A 16,309-nucleotide genomic window follows, 5' to 3' on the forward strand; every position below is an offset into this window, starting at 1 on the left:
CGGCGGCGGTCAGCGCGGGCGGGCCCAGGCGGTGAAGCGGGCGGTCAGACCGGCCGGCGTCGTGGCATGGTCCAGCGCGGCGAGTTCCTCGCCCGCCTCGGCCTGGAGGGTCGCCAGGTGCATCAGCAGGGCGGGCCGGTCCGTCCGGTACTCGGCGAGCAGCCGCAGCTTCGCCGCCGAGCACGGCCAGGCGATCCCGCAGGCCGCGCAGCGCCAGGTAGGCCGGGTGGGCAGGTGGGCGCGGCGCCGGTTCATGCCGGGACCCGCCGGCGGGCCGTCGCCGGCGAGGCCGGAGCTGCGGTACGCCAGCGAACCCCCTCGCACCACACGTAGAGCGAGCGCCGGTCCACGGCGTCGCCGCGCGCGCACAGCTGGTAGACGTCGATCCAGCACCAACCGTGGTACGTGTGCCAGTCGGTCAGGACCCGGATCACGCGTACGACGATCGGGCGGACGAACTGCGGGCTCGCGGACCGGGACAGGTGCAGCACGTCACCCGACCTGATCTGCCGCAGCACGGGCTTCGGGTCCGGCTTTGGCGGCGGCTGGCGCTCCGGCAAGGTCTTCCCCCTCGTCCGTCGGTATGGAGGAGGGGGCCGCCACGGATGCTCGCCCGGCGGCGACCCCCTCGCGGCACGACCGGCGGGCCTCGGGATGCCCCCACCGGCTCGCGCCGTCTACGAAGCACCCTGCCGAGGGTTGCCAGCCGATCACACCGCGTAGCAGTCTGTACCGGGGATATTCAGGATGTTCAGGCGAGGAGCGGGGATGAACCGGGCGGTTCAGGTGGCGATGGCGAAGGCCGGCGAGACTGCGGAGAGCCTCGCAGCTCAGATCGGCGTCGACCCGAAGACGGCGGCACGCTGGGTGAGCCAGGGACGAATCCCGCAGACCCGACACCGTGCCCGGGTCGCCGAGATCCTCAACAAGGACATAGAAGAGCTCTGGCCGGACGCACTGAAGCGAAGAGAGCCAGCGTGGTTCAGACCGTGGACCGAGATCGAGCGTGAGGCGTCCGGGCTGCGGTGGTTCGAGTCAGCCGTCCTCCCGGGGCTCCTACAGACCGAGGACTACGCCAGGGCAGTCCTCACGAGCGGGCCGCTGATGGCTGACGCGGAAGCCTATGTCGACGCCCGGCTACGCCGGCAGGCCGCCGTGCTCGACCGTCCACGTCCTCCTCTCCTGGTCTTCGTGATCGACGAGGCTGCGCTCCTGCGGGGAGAGCCCGAGGTCATGCAACCGCAGCTTGATCACCTGATCGAGCTTGCCCGGCGTCCGAACGTCATGATCCACGTGCTTCCTCTCCGTGCCGGGCTGCACCCCGGGCAGGCTGGGCCGTTCATCATCGCCAGCACGCCCGACGGCGAGGTCGGCTACCTCGATGACCAAGCCACCGGCCGCATCACAAATGACGTTGTTCCGCTCTGGGCGGTCTGGGATACCGTGAGATCGGTCGCGCTTCCGCGAGACCAGACCATCGACCTGTTGAGAGCGCGATCATGGATGACCTGACCAGCGCGCAGTGGCGCAAGAGCACCCGCAGCAGCTCGAACGGCGGCGCCTGCGTCGAGGTCGCCGACAATCTTCCCGGCGTCGTCGCCGTCCGCGACTCGAAGGACCCGGCCGGCCCGGCGCTCACCTTCGCACCGGCGGCGTGGCGCGCGTTCGTCACCGAGCTGGCCGAGCGGGCCTGACGTCCGAAGCGCACGTCGCGCCCGGCGCGGGCGAGCAGGATCGCGGACACCCAGCCAGACCCGAGCGCCGCGCGGGAGACGGCTCGTGACCGCCAGCAGTCGAGCTGGCGCCTCGTCACGCAGCCTTGACCGGATGATTCGCGCCTCGTGCGGCGGTGGCGGAGCCCGCCCGCGGGCGAACAGGTCGCGCGACGCTGTCGAGCTGAGTCGTCTGTGACATCAGGCGATGCCTGGTTCGCTGCGACACCAGATGGCGGTGAATCGTCTGCGACATCAGCTCGACAGTCCCACACGAGCCGCAAGGGCCGCCCGATCCTGACGGTGGACCGCATCGGCGTGCCGCCAGCTCCTCACCGGGCGAGACGGAAACGCCCGGGCGGTGGTTGGCTGCCCGGCATGGAGCTGAGCGTCGGCGAGCAGCAACTCCCCGCCACCCTGACCCTGCCGGCCGGGCCGGCCCGGGGCGCCCTCGCCGTGCTGCACGGCTCCCACGCCGACAACCGGTCGTACTTCCTCTATGAGCACCTGGCCCGGCTGCTGCCGCCTGCCGGCATCGCGGTGCTGCGCTACGACCGGCGCCCCAGGATCGACGGACGCGACGTGCCGATCAACGCCCAGGCCGACGACGCGGCGGCGGCCCTGGACGTGCTGCGCCGGCAGGTCGGTGACGTCCCGGTCGGACTGTGGGGGTTCAGCCAGGGGGCCTGGGCGGCGGCGCTGACCGCCAGCCGCCACCCGGTCGACCTCCTCGTGCTCGTCGGGTGCAGCGGGGTCAGCCCCGCCCGACAGATGCGGTACGGCACCGCCGAGCAACTTCGCCGCCACGGGTACGGCGACGCCGACCTCGCCGAGCTGGACCGGCTGCGTGGGGTCGCAGAGACGTACCTTCGCGGCGGGCTGTCCCGGACGGTCGCCCAGGCGGAGCTGCACGCCGCCAGCGAGCGGCCCTGGTTCCCGCTGGCGTTCCTGCCACGCGAGGTGCCGGAGCCCGGCGCCTGGGCCGACATGGACTTCGATCCGGAACCGGTATTCGCGGCGCTGACTTGCCCGGTGTTGCTCTGCTACGGCGACACCGACGCCTGGATCCCGATCGAGGAGAGCCTGACGGTGTGGCGCCGGGCGGCCGTCGCGGCAGACCTGACCATCGCCCGGCTGGCCGGCTGCGACCACGCGCCCACCCTGCACGAGGCCGAGAACCTGGCCGGCATCAGCCCGCAGTACGCACAGATCCTGCTCTCCTGGCTGGACCGGCGGCTCCCCACAGTTGGATGACGTGGCGGCGTGGCACGCGTTCGTCGCCGAGTTGGCCGAGCGGGCCGGACCATCCGGGGCGCGCTCCGATGCCGGCGGGCCGTGGAGATGGAAGGCTCGGCTGGGCGAGGCGCGCCTTCAGTCGGGCGTACCGAACTGGAGCCAGACGCGGACCCGCTCGGTGACCTCGTCGCGTCCGCCTAGGGCGTCGCGCACCTCTGCGGCAAACGTGGCTCGGCCCTGCGTGGAAGGCAGTCGGTCGGCCGACAGGGCGGAGAAGACGCCGCCCACCATGTCATCGACGGTGAGCGGTGCGTCGTACTGCACCGACGACTCCGCGTACCGGTAGCCGGCGCGGACGAGGGCGTCCCGGTTGCGTAGGCGGCCGGCGTCGTCGGTCTGGCAGGCAGCGGTGACGGGGTGCCCGAGCAGCCGCTCCAGGCAGTCGCGCAGCGCCCTGGACCAGTCGGCGTCCTGGAGCCACAGCGGCGCTCCGTTGGTGACGACGGCGACGCCGCCGCCGGTACGCAGCAGCGGGCGGGCGGCCCTGAACAGCGCGTCGCGGTCCATGAAGTGGATGGCGACGGCGGCGGTCAGCGCGCCGATCGTCCCTCCGCCGAGCAGCCGACCCAGCGCGGGCAGGTCGTTGTCGGTGCCGAGCATCCACACGGTGTTGACCGTCTCGGCGTCGAGGGCGGCCTGGCGGGCCAGAACCAGCATGTCCGGCTCCGGGTCCACGCCGACGACGCTCCCGACCCGGGCGGCGAGCGGGAGGCTCAACTGGCCCGTGCCGCAGCCGAGGTCGACCACCATGTCCTCGGCGCTGAGGCCGAACGCGCCGACGAGGACGTCGAGCACCTCGGGCGGATAACCCCGCCGGTGCCTCGCGTAGTACGTTGCCACCTCACCGCCGAAGCTCGCCTTCATCCCGACAGCCTGCCCGCGGCGCAGACCGGGAAGCGAGCGATTCTGCTCAGGGCATGGCCAATGTCTACAGTCGGGCCATGAGCACCGGCAGAGGCGTGCGGGCGGTCTACCCCGGCAGCTTCGATCCCTTCACCCCCGGGCACCTGGACGTGGTGGACCGTGCACGCCGCCTCTTCGACGAAGTGGTCGTGCTCGTCGCCATCAACAGCCTCAAGGATCCGGGCACCGACGAAGAGGAGCGAGCGGCCGCCGTCCGGGCCGTTCTGCCGGTCGGGTGGACCTCCGTCAGCGTTGCGGCCTGGAGCGGGTTGACCTCCGCCTACTGCCGTCGCCACGACGTAGGAGTGATCGTCCGCGGCTTGCGGAACACCACCGACCTGCAGAGCGAGTACCGGCTCGCCGCGATGAACGAGTCGCTCGGTGTCCCCACGGTGTTCCTGCCTGCGCAGCCCGAACTGGCCGCGGTGTCCTCGACCGCGGTGCGCACGCTGAAGAAGTGATCATCGTCCACGCAGCCGAGGACGGCCGGGTGTCCCGCTAGCGGCTTCTGCCACCGCCACGACCTGACTCGTACCGCACTGCCGGCCTGGCATGCCAGACGGCGCGTCATCCGTCGTCGCCCCTGACGTGGGGCACCGAGGGCGAAGGAGAGCGGTGATCTTCATCAGGAACCGGCGTTTCGGCCTGCTCTGGAGCAGCACGCTACTGTCCAACTTGGGCAACTGGCTGATGATCGTCGCGGTGCCGGTCCACGTCTACACGATGACCGGGTCGACATTCAGCAGTGGTTTCGCCTTCGTCGCGCAGACCCTGCCTGCGATCGCCTTCGCGCCCCTGGCCGGGGTGCTGGTCGACCGCTGGGACCGGCGAGCGGTCATGGTCGGAGCGGACCTGCTGCGCATGGTCATCGTGCTGGCACTGATCATGGTCGACGATCCGCGCATGCTGTGGCTGCTCTACACGGCGATGTTCTTCGAGAGCGCGATTTGGCACTTCTTTCAGCCGGCGGCCCGGGCGGCGGTGCCCGCAGTCGTCGGTCGGGACGGTGACCTGGAAGCGGCGAACGCCTGGAACACGGTTGCGAGCGGCATCGTCCGCCTCGCCGGCGCACCCCTGGGCGGCGCGCTCTACGCCCTCGTGGGTTTCGACGGTCTGGTGCTGATCGACTCCGCGACGTATCTGCTCTCCGCCGTGCTGATCTTCGGGATGGGCCCACTGCGGGTGGCCGACAACGGGCGCCAGCCGGAAACCTCGTCCTGGCTGGCCGCCTGCTGGGGGCAGGTCCAGGAGGGCCTGGCCTTCCTGTTCAGGCACTCCGTCCTCCGCGCGACGCTCCTCGTCTCCAGCCTCTTCCTGTTGGCCAACGCCGCTCTGAACGTACTTCTGGTGCCGTATGTCATCGATGTCCTCGGCGGCGACGCCGGCGACGTGGGCATCCTGATGGCGGCACTCGGCGTCGGCTTCCTGGCCAGCGCATACGTCGGCAACGTGCTGTCCCGCAGCGGGCTTCTCCGGCTGTCGTTCACCGGTTGCCTGGCGGCGATCACCCTCTGCTTCGCCGGGCTCTTCCTCATCCACCACTTCGTCGCCGCACTGGTCTTCATCGCCCTGGCCGGTCTGCCCGGTGGCGCGCTGCTGATGCTGGTCCAGGTCCAGGTGCAACGTCAGACCCCGGACCGCCAACTCGGTCGGGTCGGATCCGCCTTCACGGCCGCCGAGATGGCCGCAACCGTCGTCGGCGCGTCGGCGGGCAGTGTCGCCGGACAACAACTGTCCCTCACCATCACGGTCTGGCTCGTGGTCGGCGTGTTGGCAGCCAGCGCGGTGCTCGCCGCCGTGCTGCTACCCACCCGGCCCACGCGGGCGGCGGAGCCGGAGGCAGCGGACCCGGTGATGGCAGACTGACTTCGTGGCGGCCGGGCCGCCACGCACAGCACCGGTTCCGCCGCCGCAGCCTGAATGCCGTGCCCCCGTGTCAGTTCGCCTGGTTCTGCTGCTCGGCCCATTCGGCGACCCGTCGCGCGCTCTCCTCCTCGGAGAGGTCCTCCACCCGGGTCATGACCGACCACCGTACGCCGAAGGGGTCCCTGATGCTGGCGAACCGGTCGCCGGACACGAACGTGGACGGCGCCTCACGGACGACGGCGCCGGCCGCCTCGGCCCGGGCGACGACGGCGTCCACGTCGGGGCAGTAGAGGCCCATCGAGTAGCAGTCCTGGTCCCCTTCGGGGGCCGCGACGAGGCCGTAGTCGGGCATCGGCTCGCCGAGTTGCAGCAGCCCGTGGCCGAAGTCGAGGTCGGCGTGGGCCACGACCCCGCCCATCTCGGTCACGTCGACCACCCGGGCACCGAAGATCTCCCGGTAGAAGTCGATGGCGCCGCGCGCGTCGGGGATCGCCAGGAAGGGGGTCAGGCTGGTGGCACCGTGCGGCGTACCGTTCGTGGTGTGCTCACCGTCGGCGGCTCGGGTCGTTGCAGTCATGTGACCGATCGTAGGAACGGCGGGCGTGGGCCGGCTTGAAGATTCGCGCCAGGTGCCCGCCCCGGGTGCGGCGAGCCCACGGGGTGTCCTCTATCCGGCGCGGCTGCCCACCTTCGACCGGCTCCCGCCGCCGGACGCGGTGCGGCAGCTGGTGCGGTGGTTCTGGATCCCGGAGTGGCAGATCCAGCCGGGGCGGTCCTCCCGGCAGCACCTGATCGCCTTCCCCGCCTGCAACCTCGTCGTCGAACCGGACGCGGTCGGCATCTCCGGGCCGACGACCGGCAGTTCGCACCGTGACCTCACCGGAACGGGCTGGGCCGTCGGCGCCCTACTGCGGCCGGCGGCCGTGCCCCGTCTCGTCGCGGATCCGGCGGCCCTGCGGGACCGCTACGAGGCCGTGGACCTGCCCGACCTGCACGAGCGGGTGCACCGCGAGATGACCGGGCCGGGTGACCGGCAGACCCGGCACCGCCGGGCCGTCGACGCCTTCGCGGGGTGGCTCAGCGAGGCGATCCCACCGCCGGACGACGAGGCGCTGCTGGCCAACGCGATGGCCGAGGCCATCGACACGGATCCGGCGATCCGGACGGTCGAGGAGGCCGCCGTACGCGTGCGCCTGTCCACCCGCTCGTTGCAGCGGCTCGCGGGACGGTACGTCGGGCTGCCGCCGTCGACGATGATCCGTCGGCGCCGGCTACAGGAGGCGGCCGAGCGCCTGCGTACCGACCCGGACACGACCCTGGCCGCCGTCGCCGCCGACCTCGGCTACAGCGACCACGCCCACCTCGCCAACGAGTTCCGGACGGTCCTCGGCCTCTCCCTGAGCAGCTACCGGCGGCGGGTCACGCGCGAGGACGGCGGGGCGTGACGGGAGGCATGACCGGGTTCTCCCCGGTCGTCCGATCCGGGTGCGCCAGGGGAATCTCCCCGATGCCCCGGCCGGCACCGGGAGACGAGGCTCGATGTCATGAAATCATGAACACGGCGCCGCGCTCGGGATGCTCTGACGGAGGGTCAGCGGGGGCCGCGTCGGCGGCGCCGGCGGCGTAGCACTCCGGGGTTTCCGACCGCCGGCCAGCCGTCCAGCTCGGACGGCGGCACGCCCCGGCGCAGCAGGTCGTCGAGGAGCAGCGCCATCGAGTGGCCGGGGTGCTCGGCCAGCGCCCGTTCCAGGGCCACCGCCGCCAGCGCGCCCTGCCCCGCCCGCCAGGCGGCGAACGCCAGCAGCGCGGCCGGCACGGCGATCAGTTCCGGCTCGGCCCGGCGCAGCACGTCGGTCCAGAGGGCGATGTCCTCGTCCCGCCCGTCGGTGCGCTCCCAGGCGTGGTCGCGGACGGGCACGTGGGTCAGCAGCACGCTCAGCCAGGCGACCTCGTCGTCGGTGAGCCGCTGACCCCGCCGGTGCCGACGCAGCGTGGTGCGTACCGCCGCCGCTCCTGCGGACCGCAGCGTCCGCTCGCTGCGCAGGTCGGTCGCGGGCGCGCGGTCGAGCAGGTCCGCGAGGCGTCGCTCGGCGCGGGCGGTGGCCCGGCGTACGGCCGAACGGGCCTGACCGGTCACCGGGGCGACCAGCGCGACCAGGGCGGCCCGGTCGGGCAGCGCGACCTGGCCGGCGAAGACGGCCGCCGCGCTGACCTCGCTGGCGCCGACGTCGTAGGGGGTGCCGTCGGGCGGGCAGCACGCCGGCTCGGTGCAGAGGTACGACCAGTAGCGGCCCTCGGTGACGCGCAGGGCGTCGAGCACGGGGAGCCCGGCGGCGGTGAGCGCGGCGCGCACGGCGTCGACCGCCGGGGTGACCAGCGGCGCCGGGCCGTAGCCGAGGACCGTGGCGGTCTCGGCGTGCTGCCGGGCGATGACGCCCGCGAGGTGGCCGGCGGGGTCGCGCGGGTCGGCGAGGTCGGGCAGGTCCGCGCGGGCGGCGAAGGTGATCCGGCGGTCCCGCATCGCCACCACGACGACGCTGTCGGTCGGGTGGAAGCCGAGCAGGTAGGGCACGGCGGCGATGAGGTCGGCGGGGGAACGGACGGCGAGCCGGGGGCGGTCGGTCGGGGTCATGGCTGGCAGCCTGCGGCGGGGGCGTCGCGGTCGCCGACGCCTGTGGACGACACGCGGGTTGTCCACAGACACGGAGAGTATCGCCGCAGCTCACGCCGTTTCCCGAGGGTGCGGGAACGCGACGGTGGCACCGGCCGATCCGATCGGCCGGTGCCACCGCGGGTCGGTCAGTTACCGATTCCGGCCTGCGGGCCGGCGTGGGTACGCAACATCGCCGGAATGTCGGCGGCGTTGTGCAGGGTGTACGGGTAGAAGCTGCTCGGGTTGAACGCCGAGCCCTTCGACTTGACCTTGCCCGAGTCCCACGGGCTGTTGACCGTGACGTTGCCCCGCTGGACGAGTTCGCCCGCCTCGACGTAGTACGGGTTGCGGACGTTCTCGTAGTAGCTGTTCTCGATGACGGCCTTGGTGAGGCCGCGCACGTAGTTGCCGTACGAGGCGCAGTTCTGCAGGTAGTTGTTGTACATGTGCAGGTTGGCCAGGTTGTCCGCGCTGGGGTTGCGGGTCCTGGTGTTCTGGAACCAGTTGTGGTGGATGGTCATCCGGGCCGTGACGTTCTCGGTCCAGCCGATGCCGAAGGTCTTGTTGTTGTCGGCGAAGTGGTTCCAGGAGACGGTGATGTTGGTGCTGTCCTTGCGGCTGTCCAGCAGGCCGTCGTTCATCCGCTGGAGCCGGTTGTGGTCGATCCAGACGCGGTTGACGGTGTCCATCTGGATGGCGTCGTAGTCGTAGGCGTCGTCGCCCGGGTCGTCGTCCGGCATCAGGGTGTCGCGGATCGTCAGGTTGCGGATGATGACGTTGTTGACCCCGGAGCCGAGGAAGAACCCGCCGCCGACGATGTGGCCGCTGGTGCCCACGCCGACGATCGTCTTGTTGGACGCCACCCGCAGCTCGGTGCCCTTCGGGCTGATGTTGATCGTGCCGGCGACCCGGATCACGTAGGGGGCCGACGCGGTGACGTACTGGTTGAGCTGCGCCTGGGTGGTCACCGTGACGGTCTGCCCGCCGGCCCCGCCGGTCACTCCGGTGGCGAACCCGTCGGGCGCGTTGCCGTACGGCACCGACGGGGTGCCGCCCGAGCCGAGCTTGACCAGCTGCCACTGCTGGTTGAAGCCGTCGAGGTCGGCGAACTGGGAGATCCGACCACCGTCCGCGGTCGACCACTCCCACACGTCCAACGCCTTACGGCTGTGCCGGTTGACGAACCGCACGAACCCGTCCGCCGAATCCGCGACCCCGAAATGCTGCCGCGTGTTCGTACCCGCCGACTCCTGCGTCAACGCCGCACCATCCTCGGCGCTGGCGATCTGCAACACCTTGCCGCTCTGCCGCGACCGCAACTGGAAGTAACCGTTGTCCACCGGCACGAACTGCCACTGCTGGTTCGACGTGTCCGTACGCGTCCACTGATGAATCGGCGCACCATCACTCGTCGAATAGTTCGACACATCGATCACCTTGCCGCTGTGCCGCGACACGAACACGTAGTACGCGCCCGTGTCCACAGCCGCCGCCTGAGCCGGAGCACTGCCGACCGCCACAGCAGCCGGCGCCACGACGGCAAGCACCGCCAACGGCACCACACGCCGCCACAGGCGACGGACGGCGGTGGTCGCCGGTGCCGGACGTTCGTCGGGGGGATGGGTGGTGAGTCGCATTGACTTCCTTCCTGGGTACGGGTGGTGGTGGTGCGTGGTGGCCCGCCTGGCAGCCGGCTGCCCGGGGCCGGATGCCAGGCGGGTCGGCGTCGGCCCGCTCTGGTTCCGTAGACGACGGCAGGGTCACGTCGACAACGGAAATTCAGAACTTTGTTTGGATCGCCTACTTACTTTGACAGTGACGGGCGACGATCTTTACAGGGGCATTTCGGTGTGCGAGCATGCCGTGAGCTGCGTGGTCCACCGCTGCCGTACCGGCGGAAAGACGCCGGTCCGGGCGGCGGAAGGCGCGCGCCGATCCGGTCGGTCCGCCCACCCGCGACGTGAGGAGGGACCACCACCGTGACCGGCAGCGACGTCCACGCGCCGGCCCACGACGCGGAACTGGACCCGGGGACGCGCGACCCGTTCCACCCGGACGTGCCCGCTCTGGTCGCCGCCGCCCGCGCGGGTGACGAGGCGGCGCTCACCGAGCTGGTCTCCGCGCACCTCCCGCTCGTCTACGGGATCGTCGGGCGGGCGCTCAACGGGCACGCCGACGTGGACGACCTGGTCCAGGAGACGATGGTCCGGGTCATCCGGGGCCTGCCGGACCTGCGGGAGCCGGAGCGGTTCCGCGCCTGGCTGGTGTCCATCGTGTACCGGCAGGTGCAGCTCCACCTGCGCGGTCAGGCGCGGACCCGGCGCCGCGAGCAGGAGACCGACGCGGACCTGCCCGACCCCGGCGGCGACCTGGCCGAGCGGACCGTGGCCGAGCTGATCCTCAGCGAGCAGCGCCGGGAGCTGGTCGAGGCCACCGGCTGGCTGGACGACGACGACCGGCGGCTGCTGCGGTGGTGGTGGCGGGAGGCGATCGGCGAGCTGAGCCGCGCCGAGCTGGCCGACGCGCTGTCGGTCAGCCCGAAGCACGCGGCGGTGCGGCTGGGCCGGATGCGGGCGCGACTGGACGAGAGCCGGCTGATCGTCCGCGCGCTGCGCGCGACACCCCGCTGCCCGGAGCTGGCCGCGCTGCTGCGCGGCTGGGACGGCACCGCCGGACCGCTGTGGCGCAAGCGGCTGAGCCGGCACGGCCGGGGCTGCCCGCGGTGCGGATCGCACGGGCACGTGCTGCTGGCACCGGAGCGGCTGCTGCCGGGCATGACGACGTTCCCGGTCGCCGCCGGGCTCGTGGCGGGCGTCCCGGCGGCCCCGGCCGCCGGGACGTTCTGGGCCGTGGTCCAGGGCTTCTTCGCCAACAAGGTCGTGGCGGGCGCCACGGTCGCCACGGTCGCGGCCGGCGGCATCGGCTACGCCGTGCTCCAGGCCCCCGACCCGGGCGGCGTCCCCGCCCCGGCCGGCCCCACGGTGGCCGCGCAACCGTCCCGGCCCACGGGTACGCCCACCGCCGCCGGGCCGACCCGCCCCGCAGCCCCGGCGGCGGGGGCCGAGATCCACGTCGCACCTGGCGGCTCCGACGCCGGCACCGGCAGCGCCGACCGCCCGTACGCCACGCTGGGCCGGGCCGTCGCGGCGGTACGCCCGGGCCAGACCATCGTGCTGCGCGGCGGGACCCACCGGCTCACCGAGCCCCTGGTCATCACCACCAGCGGCACCGCGCAGAGACGCATCACCGTCAGCGGCCACCGCGACGAGCGGGCGGTGGTCGACGCGAGCCGGGTGCCCGCCGGCGAGTGGGCGATCACGCAGCGGGCGAGCTACTGGACCGTACGCGGGCTGGAGATCAGGAACGCGCCCGACCACGCGTACGTCTGCGTCTCCTGCCGCCACACCGTCTTCTCCCGGCTGTCGGTCCACGACAACGGGGGCATCGGCCTGCTGCTGCGCGACCCGGGCACGGTGGGCAACCAGGTGCTGGACAGCGACTTCCACGCCAACCACGACACCTCGGACGACGGCGGCACGGCGGACGGGCTGGCGTTCAAGTACGGCTCGGGCACCGGCAACCTCGTACGCGGCTGCCGGATGTACCACAACTCGGCCGACGGGCTGGACCTCAGCGAGTTCACGGACCCGGTGAGCGTCGAACGGTCCTGGGCGTACGGCAACGGGGTCGACCGGTGGGGGATCCCCGGCTTCACCGAGGGTGGCGGCAACGGCTTCAAGCTCGGCGGCGGTGACCCCGCTCCCGAGGTGCGCCACCGGGTGACCCGGAGCGCGGCCTGGGACAACGCCGGTTACGGCTTCACCGAGGCGGCCAACCACGGGCAGCTGCGGATCACGAACAGCACGGCCTACCGCAACGGCAAGGCCGGGTTCGCGTTCGTCGGCTCGCCGTCGGTGCTGCGGCACAACCTGGCCCTGGCCAACCGCGACGAGACGTGGCTCGGCGGGACGGTCGACGACGAGGACAACTCGTGGAACCAGCGGGACTGGGCGACGACGACCCTGCGCAGCGGCGACCCGTCCTCGGCCGAGGGGCCACGGGGTGCCGGGGGCGCGCTGCCGGAGACCACGTTCCTGCTGAACCGCCGCGATCCGGCGATGGGCGCCGACATGCGGTGACGGCGGGGCCACCCGACCCGACGCAGCCGGCGGGGTGAGCCGCCGACATCGTGCGGCCGGCACCCGTACGGCCGGCGGGAGGGGTTACCTTGCGCAGATGGATCTGGCGTACCTGCGGGCGCACCCGGAGCACCTGCCGACCTTCCTGACCCACCAGCGGATCCGGGAGACGCCGGTCGCCGGCGGCGACATCTGTGCCGCGTCCCGGCTGACGCTGGACGACGGGCACTCGGTGTTCACCAAGACCTGGCCGGAGGCCGCCGGAAGGCCCGCGCCGGAGGGCTTCTTCGCCGCCGAGGCGACCGGCCTGGGCTGGCTGCGCGAGGCCGGGACGGTCGCCGTACCGGAGGTGGTGGTGGCGCTGCCCGGGCTGCTGGCGCTGGAGTGGATCGAGCCCGGCGAGCCGACGCCCGAGGTGGCTGAGCGGTTCGGCCGGGAGCTGGCCGGGCTGCACCGGGCCGGTGCGTCGGCCTTCGGGGCCGGGTGGAACGGCTTCATCGGGGCGCTGCCGGCGGACAACACGCCCGATGACGGCCCCTGGTCGGGTTGGTTCGCGCGGGCCCGGGTCGTCCCGTACCTCCGGATGTCGGTCGACGGCGGCGCGCTCACCGGCGCCGAGGCCGGCCTGGTCGAGCAGGTCGTCGAGCGGATCGACGAGTTCGGCGGTGACGAGCCGCCGGCCCGGATCCACGGGGACCTCTGGCCGGGCAACCTGCTCTGGGGCGCCGACGACCGGGTCTGGCTGGTGGACCCGGCCGCGCACGGCGGTCACCGCGAGACCGACCTGGCGCAGCTGGCCCTCTTCGGCGGCGCGCCGCACCTGGACCGGATCCTCGCCGCGTACGCGGAGGAGTGGCCGCTGGCCGACGGGTGGCGGGAGCGGGTGCCGCTGCACCAGCTCCACCTGATGCTGGTGCACACCGCACTGTTCGGCGCGGCGTACCGGGATGCGGTCGCCCGTACCGCCCGGTCGGCCCTGGCCGGGCTCGGGCGCGCTACCGTCGACGGGTGACCGCCGCCCCGCCGACCGACGGCGCCCTCGCCGACCGGTACGGCCGCGTCGCCCGGGACCTGCGGGTCTCCCTCACCGACAAGTGCAACCTGCGCTGCACCTACTGCATGCCGGCCGAGGGGCTGGCCTGGCTGCCCGGCCCGCAACTGCTCGGCGACGCCGAGATCGTCCGGCTGGTCGGGGTCGCGGTGCGCCTGCTCGGCGTGACCGAGGTCCGGTTCACCGGCGGGGAGCCGCTGATCCGGCCCGGCCTGGCCGACATCGTGGCCGCCGTGGCGGCGCTGGAGCCGCGCCCCCGCATCTCGCTCACCACCAACGGCATCGGGCTGGACCGGCTCGCCCCCGGCCTGCGCGCCGCCGGGCTGGACCGGGTGAACGTGTCGTTGGACACGCTGGATCCGGAGCGGTTCACCCGGCTGACCCGGCGCCCGCGCCTGGCGGACGTACTGGCCGGGCTGGCCGGGGCCGCCGACGCCGGGCTCACCCCCGTGAAGATCAACTCGGTGCTGATGCGGGGCGTCAACGACGACGAGGCGCCCCGGCTGCTCCGCTTCGCCCTCGACCACGGCTACGAGCTGCGGTTCATCGAGCAGATGCCGCTGGACGCCCAGCACGGCTGGGACCGTCGGACCATGGTCACCGCCGACGAGATCCTGGCCACCCTGTGCGGGGAGTTCGACCTGGTCCCCGACCCGGCGGAGCGCGGCGCGGCACCGGCCGAAACCTGGCTGGTCGACGGGGGCCCCGCCCGGGTCGGCGTGATCGCCAGCGTCACCCGGCCGTTCTGCGGCGACTGCGACCGCACCCGGCTCACCGCCGACGGGCAGGTGCGCGCCTGTCTCTTCGCCACCGAGGAGTCCGACCTGCGCGGCGCCCTGCGGGCCGGGGCGGACGACGACGAGCTGGCCCGGCGCTGGCGGGCCGCGATGTGGGGCAAGCGGGCCGGGCACGGCATCGACGACCCGACCTTCCTCCAGCCCGCCCGGCCGATGTCCGCGATCGGAGGCTGACCATGGCAGAACCGATGCGCCCGGCCGACACCGGGCCACCCGCCCAGGCACGCCCGGCTGGCACCGGGCCGCCGGCCCAGGCACGCCCGGTCCGCACCGGGCCGCCCGCCCAGGACGCCGGCGGCGGGGCGCCGGTGACCGTCCGCTACTTCGCCGGGGCGCGGGCCGCCGCCGGCCGGACCGAGGAGACCGCATCCGCCGGGCGGTCCCTGGACGAACTCGTCGTGGAGCTGACCGCCCGGCACGGTGAGCGGCTCGCCGTCGTCCTGAAGGCGGCGAGTTTCCTGGTCGACGGCGTGACCTGTCATGATCGGCGGGCACCGCTACCTGCCGGGGCCACGATCGACGTCCTGCCGCCCTTCGCGGGCGGCTGAGGGAGGCGCACACATGCTGGCGGCACTGGCGTTCGTCGCCACCATCGCGCTGGTCACCGGCCTGATCCACCTCTACCTCTGGAAGCGCCTGGTGCGGGACACCACCGCCCCGGGCCGCTGGCGGCGGGTCGGCGGGATCACCGCCCTGGTGCTCGCGCTGCTCGTACCGGCGACCATGGCCGGCACCCAGGCGGGCCTCTACTGGCTCGCGTGGCCGGGCTACCTCTGGCTCGCCGTCATGTTCTACCTGCTGGTCCTGCTCGTGGCGCTGGAAGTGCCGATGGCGGTGACGAAGCTCGTGCTGCGTCGCCGGGTCGCCGCCGCGGAGCCCACCGCCGCCGCGCCCGAGCCCGCCATGGTGGGAGCGGCCGGGCCGGCGGACCCGCCGGCCGCCGACGCCGTCGCGCAGCCCGACCACGACCCTTCCCGCCGGTTGCTGCTCGCCCGCGGGACGGCGATCTTCGCCGGGCTCACCGCCACCGGCCTCACCGGGTACGGCATCCGCACCGCCCTCGGCCCGCCGCAGCTCGACCGGGTGCAGATCCCGCTGGCCAAGCTCCCCCGCAGCATGGACGGCCTGCGGATCGCCACGGTCTCCGACATCCACCTCGGTCCGCTGCGCGGACGGGCGCACACCGAGCGGATCGTCGCCGCGATCAACCGCCTGGACGCCGACATCGTCGCCGTCGTCGGCGACCTGGTCGACGGCTCGGTGGCCGAGCTGGGCGAGGCGGCCGAGCCGCTGCGCGGCCTGCGCTCCCGGCACGGCAGCTACTTCGTCACCGGCAACCACGAGTACTACTCCGGCGTCGAGGAGTGGGTCCAGGAGTTGGACCGGCTCGGCCTGCGGGTCATGCAGAACGAGCGGACGGAGATCCAGGCCCGGGGCGGCGTGCTCGACCTGGCCGGGGTCAACGACGTCACCGCCGCCGGCACCGGTCTGGCGGCCCCGGCGGACTACGCGGCGGCGCTCGGCGACCGCGACCCGAACCGCCCGGTGGTGCTGCTCGCCCACCAGCCGGTCGCGGCGACGGAGGCGGCGAAGTTCGGTGTCGACCTCCAGCTCTCCGGGCACACCCACGGCGGCCAGATGGTCCCGTTCAACCTGCTGGTGAAGCTCCAGCAGCCGGTGGTCTCCGGCCTCGGCGAGGTCGACGGCACCAAGGTCTACGTCACCAACGGCGCCGGATTCTGGGGCCCGCCGGTCCGCGTCGGCGCCGAACCGCAGATCACCCTGGTGGAGCTGCGCTCCCGCTGACCCATAGCGCGGGCGGCCGGCGTTGTCCAGCACCGGATGCTCAGGTCACGGGTGTGCGTGGCGACGGGTGGGTAATGGCGCGGACG

The 16,309-nt window shown here is 73.0% G+C and carries 17 protein-coding genes; 11 read left to right on the forward strand and 6 right to left on the reverse strand.

Annotated features, from left to right (window positions below):
* Positions 1-9: 9 nt before the first annotated feature.
* Positions 10-255, reverse strand: coding sequence for a flavin reductase (locus ACN27A_RS21445; RefSeq protein WP_421456264.1), 246 nt, complete (start codon positions 253-255; stop codon positions 10-12).
* Positions 252-560 carry a hypothetical protein gene (locus ACN27A_RS21450; RefSeq protein ID WP_421456267.1) on the reverse strand — a complete coding sequence of 103 codons (309 nt, stop codon included), beginning with the start codon at positions 558-560 and terminating at the stop codon, positions 252-254. The genes ACN27A_RS21445 and ACN27A_RS21450 overlap by 4 nt, the downstream gene beginning before the upstream one ends.
* A 208-nt stretch (positions 561-768) precedes the next feature.
* Between ACN27A_RS21450 and ACN27A_RS21455 the strand changes: the two genes are divergently transcribed.
* From ACN27A_RS21455 to ACN27A_RS21465, 3 genes are all read left to right on the forward strand, one after another.
* Complete coding sequence (locus tag ACN27A_RS21455) at positions 769-1,512, forward strand: Scr1 family TA system antitoxin-like transcriptional regulator (protein ID WP_421456270.1); 744 nt, start codon at positions 769-771, stop codon at positions 1,510-1,512.
* A complete protein-coding gene (locus ACN27A_RS21460) occupies positions 1,500-1,694 on the forward strand; it encodes a DUF397 domain-containing protein (protein ID WP_421456273.1) in 195 nt (64 codons plus the stop codon). Before ACN27A_RS21455 ends, ACN27A_RS21460 begins: the two co-directional genes overlap by 13 nt.
* Before the next feature lie 396 nt (positions 1,695-2,090).
* A complete protein-coding gene (locus ACN27A_RS21465; RefSeq protein WP_421456276.1) occupies positions 2,091-2,966 on the forward strand; it encodes an alpha/beta hydrolase family protein in 876 nt (291 codons plus the stop codon).
* Positions 2,967-3,083: 117 nt separating this feature from the next.
* Here ACN27A_RS21465 and ACN27A_RS21470 read toward each other — a convergent pair whose 3' ends face one another.
* Positions 3,084-3,872, reverse strand: coding sequence for a class I SAM-dependent methyltransferase (locus ACN27A_RS21470; RefSeq protein WP_421456279.1), 789 nt, complete (start codon positions 3,870-3,872; stop codon positions 3,084-3,086).
* Positions 3,873-3,925: 53 nt separating this feature from the next.
* Here ACN27A_RS21470 and coaD point away from each other — a divergent pair, with 53 nt between their 5' ends.
* Both coaD and ACN27A_RS21480 read left to right on the forward strand, forming a co-directional pair.
* A complete protein-coding gene (gene coaD / locus ACN27A_RS21475; RefSeq protein ID WP_421456282.1) occupies positions 3,926-4,372 on the forward strand; it encodes a pantetheine-phosphate adenylyltransferase in 447 nt (148 codons plus the stop codon).
* Positions 4,373-4,526: 154 nt separating this feature from the next.
* Entirely contained in the window at positions 4,527-5,777 is a 1,251-nt protein-coding gene (locus ACN27A_RS21480) for an MFS transporter (RefSeq protein WP_421456284.1), read from the forward strand.
* A 70-nt stretch (positions 5,778-5,847) separates the two neighbouring features.
* On the opposite strand, the gene ACN27A_RS21485 is transcribed toward ACN27A_RS21480, so the two are convergent.
* Positions 5,848-6,354, reverse strand: coding sequence for a VOC family protein (locus ACN27A_RS21485; RefSeq protein WP_421456287.1), 507 nt, complete (start codon positions 6,352-6,354; stop codon positions 5,848-5,850).
* A 25-nt stretch (positions 6,355-6,379) separates the two neighbouring features.
* Here ACN27A_RS21485 and ACN27A_RS21490 point away from each other — a divergent pair, with 25 nt between their 5' ends.
* Complete coding sequence (locus tag ACN27A_RS21490) at positions 6,380-7,222, forward strand: helix-turn-helix domain-containing protein (RefSeq protein ID WP_421456290.1); 843 nt, start codon at positions 6,380-6,382, stop codon at positions 7,220-7,222.
* A 146-nt stretch (positions 7,223-7,368) separates the two neighbouring features.
* Here the strand turns inward: ACN27A_RS21490 and ACN27A_RS21495 are convergent, their stop codons facing one another.
* Positions 7,369-8,409, reverse strand: coding sequence for a DUF4192 domain-containing protein (locus ACN27A_RS21495; RefSeq protein WP_421456293.1), 1,041 nt, complete (start codon positions 8,407-8,409; stop codon positions 7,369-7,371).
* 167 nt (positions 8,410-8,576) lie between these two features.
* Entirely contained in the window at positions 8,577-9,914 is a 1,338-nt protein-coding gene (locus ACN27A_RS21500; protein WP_421456296.1) for an RICIN domain-containing protein, read from the reverse strand.
* A 495-nt stretch (positions 9,915-10,409) separates the two neighbouring features.
* On the opposite strand from ACN27A_RS21500, the gene ACN27A_RS21505 reads away from it, so the two are divergent.
* The 5 genes from ACN27A_RS21505 (at position 10,410) to ACN27A_RS21525 (ending at position 16,223) form a co-directional block, all read left to right on the forward strand.
* Positions 10,410-12,569, forward strand: a complete 2,160-nt coding sequence (locus tag ACN27A_RS21505; RefSeq protein WP_421456299.1) for a sigma-70 family RNA polymerase sigma factor — start codon at positions 10,410-10,412, stop codon at positions 12,567-12,569.
* Positions 12,570-12,666: 97 nt separating this feature from the next.
* Positions 12,667-13,581 (forward strand): fructosamine kinase family protein, encoded by a 915-nt coding sequence (locus ACN27A_RS21510; protein ID WP_421456302.1) that lies wholly within the window; start codon positions 12,667-12,669, stop codon positions 13,579-13,581.
* Positions 13,578-14,591, forward strand: a complete 1,014-nt coding sequence (gene moaA, locus ACN27A_RS21515; protein WP_421456305.1) for a GTP 3',8-cyclase MoaA — start codon at positions 13,578-13,580, stop codon at positions 14,589-14,591. Before ACN27A_RS21510 ends, moaA begins: the two co-directional genes overlap by 4 nt.
* 134 nt (positions 14,592-14,725) lie before the next feature.
* Positions 14,726-14,965 (forward strand): MoaD/ThiS family protein, encoded by a 240-nt coding sequence (locus ACN27A_RS21520; RefSeq protein WP_151454019.1) that lies wholly within the window; start codon positions 14,726-14,728, stop codon positions 14,963-14,965.
* A 13-nt stretch (positions 14,966-14,978) separates the two neighbouring features.
* On the forward strand, positions 14,979-16,223 hold the full coding sequence (locus tag ACN27A_RS21525) for a metallophosphoesterase (RefSeq protein ID WP_421456308.1): 1,245 nt from the start codon (positions 14,979-14,981) through the stop codon (positions 16,221-16,223).
* Positions 16,224-16,309 lie beyond the last annotated feature (86 nt).

The organism is Micromonospora sp. WMMD737, from assembly GCF_049179055.1.
Lineage (GTDB): Bacteria > Actinomycetota > Actinomycetes > Mycobacteriales > Micromonosporaceae > Micromonospora > Micromonospora reichwaldensis.